Consider the following 5,349-nt stretch of genomic DNA (forward strand, 5'->3'; position numbering starts at 1 on the left):
TAAATTACGGTTATATCGAGAGGTATCGACACCATTATATACAACTTCAATTTCTGTACCTTTCACTCTGAAAAAAGACTCCATGTCGGTTTTTATCATTTGAGAAATCGCCACTATTCTTGGCCGTGGGTCAAGTCGAAACGGCGCTGATTCAATCCAGGCTCTCACCCATTGCTTCAGTGACAAAATGATAATCAACCGCTTTATTGCCCGTTTAATTTTGCTCTTTTCTGAGTAAACTTTTCTTTTTGTTGAAAGCCTGTGGACCCCGCCATGGGTCTGATAAACATTCATGTATATAGTATTTCCAAATCCTAACACTACATCAAATTGATAAAGGGTAACCATTTTTCTGTGCCGAAAGGCGAACATAAGCATTTTAGCCCAAGAGGGCAAATGCTTTGGAATTGTTATTTTATGGAAAATGGCGCCACTTGGCTCCCCGTCCCAGGTTTCCCCGAATAAATGCACTTCCCACCCATTTTCTATAAGAGATGTGGCGAGAGAAACAGCATATGACTCTGCTCCTCCAGCGTACCGACTGAATTTTTCCATTGCAAGCGCAATCTTTTTCATAATACTCTTTGAATCAGAATCGATTTATGGCAGCAACTTCGTGTAATGTTTACGAGATTTTCCAAACTTGGCTTTCCAATTTTTTTCTCTTGCCTTATCCCATTTTCGACCATCAAAGTTCGGTCCCTGCCGTGTGCTGCACCAGTTGTGGTGTACGACGCTCCTACCGCAGAAACCACACAGCCATTTCGCCTCTTCGGGATATATCTCCTCGGTGAGCGATGGTGGCATTAAGATACGCTCCATTCTGAGAAAATATTCCAGGTCTTCCGCGATACCTGTTGGAGAATAGTCTTCATCAAAAAAACCGATCTGATCAATCATCGCGGGTCTTACCATAAAGCAGACAGCAGACCGACCCTCTTGTTGAAAGGGGATAAAAAGAGGCAGCTCTTTGTCCCTGACAAGTTGGCAGAAAAGCTCATGCCCTCCCCATTTTCCATAGATGTGCTTCAAACTCTCATGAATGACAGCCGTTGTATAGGGTTTTTGAGGATCGACACGATAGTTCTTTGACAAAGCATGGGCTTCTATCAACTCTTCCAATACGGGAGAGCCATTTTCCATAGTGGAGATCCAGCCTATCCTTTTGTCAGTCTCCATAGCTTCCACCATCGGCTGTAACCAGTCAGCGCCAAACAATGCATCGTTGTTTGATACAACATAATAATCATAATAAAAAGATTGCCCGGGTATTTTCTCCGGCGCAAACCGCAATATCTGATTCCATGCGGAAGCCACACCCCGATTTTCTGAATTTCTCAAAAAATAAGTAGGAAATTTCGGATCTTCAAATTCCTGTCGAAAGATATCTGCGATATCGTTCTGTGATCCATTATCAACAATTAAAACAGACACATTTAATCCCAATCTGTCGGTCTTTGTATTTAGATAAAGATGTTGTAAACATGCTCTGGTTATTTCTACGTTGTCCAAAACCGGTATGCCAATTAAGACTTTTCTCATATTCCTCAATCCCCTTAGCTTATGATTGTCCACACTTGTCCAAGAATCCCTGAATTGCCCCTTTTACACTATTAACCGTTAATTCTTCAATGCATTTACTTGTGCCACTGCCATCACACCCTTTTTGATGACAGGGTGCGCAGTCGCAATCTGGAGTGACGACGCTGTGAGTTTCACCAATAGGCGCCCAAACCAGCCATTCTGAAGGACCGTAAATAGTTATGGTAGGGGTACCAACAGCCGCGGCAATGTGCGGAGCCGCACTGTCCACCCCGACATTGAGGTAACTCAGGCTGAGCAGACCAGCTAATTCACTCAAAGTCGTCTTGCCTGTAAAATTAAAAACCATTTGGCGGCACTTTTTGACAATATCAATTGATCTATTGCGTTCCTCCGGAGACCCGACAATTACAGCGGCGATCCTATATTCTTGCCATAACCAGTCAATGATCTGTGCCCATTTCTCATATCCCCACTCTTTATATTGCCATCTGGAAAAGGGGTTCAGGGTAATCCAGCCTGAATCCATCAATCGTTCCTTTTCAAGAAGCCGGTGTACACGCTCCATTATAATTTTGGGAATAGTGAGGCACGGAGTCGTGTTGTCCGTATCAATACCAAACTCCCTGATAATGCGAATAGATTGCTCTGCAGCGCCATAAACTCTTTTATTCGATGAAGAAGGGGTAACTAAATGAGAAAAGAAATGATTACGCCATGGAATATCCGGATAGAACATGGACCCCCGTATTGGAGCACCGGAAAAGAAGGCCATGAAAGCTCCTCTATCGTCAGACCGAAGATCAAAGACCAGATCAAAACATGCCTTTCGTAGATCCCTGATGAAATTGATCTGTTTCTTTGTCCTATTTAAAAGGTTCCCCTTGTAATGTTTGACCTCGAAAATTCTATGGAGATGTGGATCTGCCTCAAGGAGTGATCCAAATCCTTCCCGCACAAGAACTGAGACATTCGCCTGCGGATAGGTTTCCTTTACTGCCCGGAAAGTCGGTGTGGCCCATACCACGTCGCCGATATCACCAAGTTGTATGATGAGAATGTTGTTTATTGGTCTGTCAAATGTGCCGCCCTTGACTATCATCAGGTTCCCCTGGACTTAAACCTGTAGGTGAACTGCTGCATTCAGGGTATTCTTGAGAAGCATTGCTATCGTCATCGGGCCGACACCGCCGGGAACCGGTGTTATATGGGATGCTTTTTCAGCCACTTCATCAAAAGCCACATCTCCCACCAGCTTGCCACTTTCGAGCCTGTTTATGCCGACATCTATAACGACGGCTCCGTCCCTCACCATATCTCCCGTTATCATTTCGGCCTTTCCTGCGGCAGCGATGAGGATTTCCGCCCTTCTTGTGACCTCTGGGAGGTCTTTTGTCCGTGTGTGACACATGGTTATGGTGGCGTGTCGTGCAAGAAGCATCAGGGCCAGCGGTTTCCCCACAATATTGCTCCTGCCTACTATGACAACCTCTTTCCCTTCAATCCCGGTGTTGTAGCGGTCTAAAAGCTCTATAATACCCAGTGGGGTGCAGGCCATGTGGAAGGGATTTCCTGAAAAGAGACGTCCGATATTATATGGATGAAAACCGTCAACATCTTTTCGGGGATCAACGGCTTCTATGATTGAATCGGAATTTATGTGCCCGGGAAGGGGAAGCTGAACGAGAATACCATGTATCTCATCATCGCGGTTTAGCTCTTCGATGATCTTGAGCAGTTTTTTTTCATCGGTTTCGGCTGGCAGTTTCTGTTCCCTTGATAAAAATCCAGCTTCCTTACAGGCATTTTCCTTCATTCTGACGTATATTGTTGAGGCGGGATCGTCTCCAACGAGGATGACGGCAAGCCCCGGAACGGTTCCGGTTTTCGCCTTCAGCCTGAGAACTTCCTCTTTAATCTCATTTCTGACGTCCTGTGCTATCTTCTTTCCATCAATTATTATGGCCATTGGTTCCTCCAGTAGCTAAGGGGGCAAAACGTTACCCCCCGTTATTCCCTTTTATTTGCAGGCGAAATTTATATTACGTTCAAGCAGCAGATGTCAAGAAAATACAAATGACCCCAAAATAGACATTGACCCTTCCAACACAGTAGGACAGGCGTCTCGCCTGTCCATAATGGTGAATCGCTTAGACAGCCGAGACGGCTGTCCTACGGGATGGGGAGGACAGAATTTATTTTCAATGTCTATTTTGGGGAAATGAATGTTGATAACCAGGGAACCAGAAGGGGATTAAATTCAGGTTTTTATTTGAACGGTCTCCCTACTTTATGCTATAAACTGAAGTTAAATATGAGTCCCGCAGTTGAGTCATCCTTACAAAATCCCGTATGAGTTGGAATTTGTAAAGAAAATTGAAAAGAGAGATACGAGACATGAATCCGGAATTGATTGATAAGCTTGTAGTGCCGAATGATACAAAGATTGTGTTTTTAATCCTCGATGGTGTAGGGGGTCTCCCCCTGCCAGGGGGTGATAAAACAGAGCTGGAAACGGCCGACACCCCGAATCTTGACCGTTTGGCTAAAAAATCGATCTGCGGTCTCCTCGACCCGATCGGATACGGGATAACACCGGGGAGCGGTCCCGCTCATTTTGCACTCTTCGGCTACGACCCCGTGAAGAACAATGTGGGAAGGGGAATATTGTCCGCAGCGGGGATTAACTTTCCCATGACGGAAAAAGACCTTTTTATGAGGGTTAATTTTGCAACTATAGATGACAGCGGCTTGGTGATTGACAGGAGGGCGGGTCGCATCGACAATGAAACCAACAGAAGACTCTGCCTTAAGTTGCAGGAAGGTATAAAACTGAAATCGCATGGTGTTTTCTTTGAAACGGTAAGAGAACACCGCGCACTGATCGCCCTTAGAGGGGATAACTTGCGGGAAGAAATAAAAGAAACAGACCCACAGAAAGTTGGAATGCCCCCGCTTTTGCCCGAGGCCATGGTACCGGAGGCGAAAAAGACAGCGGCGGTTATAGCTGAATTGACAGAAAAAGCTAAAGATATCCTCTCCGATGAGGAGAAAGCAAATATGATACTGCTGAGAGGATATGCCAAATACCGCAGGTACCCCGGCCTCAATGAGAGATTTGGGCTCAATCCACTTACGATTGCTAACTATCCCATGTACAGAGGAATTGCACGGCTTTTAGGGATGACTGTCAACACGCTGACGGAGACGATAGAAGCTGAATTTGCTGCCCTGCGTGAAAATTACGAAAAATATGATTTCTTCTTCCTTCACATCAAACCGACGGATTCAAGGGGTGAAGATGGAGACTTCGATGCAAAGGTAAAAGTTATCGAGGAGGTTGATTCCCTTCTTCCTGTGATAACTGAGCTTCGTCCCGATGTCCTGGTTGTGACCGGAGACCACTCAACACCGGCGCTCCTTGCTTCACATAGCTGGCACCCTGTGCCTGTGCTTCTTTCATCGGATACTTGCAGGCCGGATGGGGTGGAACGATTTGGTGAGAGGGAGTGCATCCAAGGCGGATTGGGAAGAATCCCCATGGTATATCTTATGGGAATAGCGCTTGCCCATGCGCAAAGACTGACAAAATTCGGAGCGTGATAACTATATCAAATATCAAAATGAAAAAGGAATCCGTAAGACAGTCTCTATTAGTAGGACAGGCGTCTCGCCTGTCTATTCTATAAATCTTTTTTCATCCAGCCCTTTATATATAACCATTTATAATCCTCATATTGCCTTGCCAAATTCGTCCTAATAGGATTATTTGCAATGTACTTGACCTTTTCAAAAAATTCATCCTCA

5 protein-coding genes are annotated in these 5,349 nt (G+C 45.1%); 1 reads left to right on the forward strand and 4 read right to left on the reverse strand.

The annotated features are described in order from the left end of the window. The 4 genes from Q7J27_03220 to folD form a co-directional block, all read right to left on the reverse strand. Positions 1-576 (reverse strand): glycosyltransferase family 4 protein (locus tag Q7J27_03220; GenBank protein ID MDO9528148.1); only part of this gene is annotated, 576 nt, incomplete at its 3' end. 24 nt (positions 577-600) lie between these two features. Beyond that, on the reverse strand, positions 601-1,542 hold the full coding sequence (locus Q7J27_03225) for a glycosyltransferase (protein ID MDO9528149.1): 942 nt from the start codon (positions 1,540-1,542) through the stop codon (positions 601-603). A 19-nt stretch (positions 1,543-1,561) separates the two neighbouring features. Further along, the gene (locus Q7J27_03230) at positions 1,562-2,644 is read right to left on the reverse strand and encodes a glycosyltransferase family 9 protein (protein ID MDO9528150.1); all 1,083 of its coding nucleotides are present in this window, start codon (positions 2,642-2,644) and stop codon (positions 1,562-1,564) included. A gap of 15 nt (positions 2,645-2,659) precedes the next feature. Then, positions 2,660-3,511 carry a bifunctional methylenetetrahydrofolate dehydrogenase/methenyltetrahydrofolate cyclohydrolase FolD gene (gene folD / locus Q7J27_03235; GenBank protein MDO9528151.1) on the reverse strand — a complete coding sequence of 284 codons (852 nt, stop codon included), beginning with the start codon at positions 3,509-3,511 and terminating at the stop codon, positions 2,660-2,662. A 407-nt stretch (positions 3,512-3,918) separates the two neighbouring features. Between folD and Q7J27_03240 the strand changes: the two genes are divergently transcribed. Further along, entirely contained in the window at positions 3,919-5,145 is a 1,227-nt protein-coding gene (locus tag Q7J27_03240; protein MDO9528152.1) for a 2,3-bisphosphoglycerate-independent phosphoglycerate mutase, read from the forward strand. Positions 5,146-5,349 lie beyond the last annotated feature (204 nt).

Source organism: Syntrophales bacterium, assembly GCA_030655775.1.
Taxonomy (GTDB): domain Bacteria; phylum Desulfobacterota; class Syntrophia; order Syntrophales; family JADFWA01; genus JAUSPI01.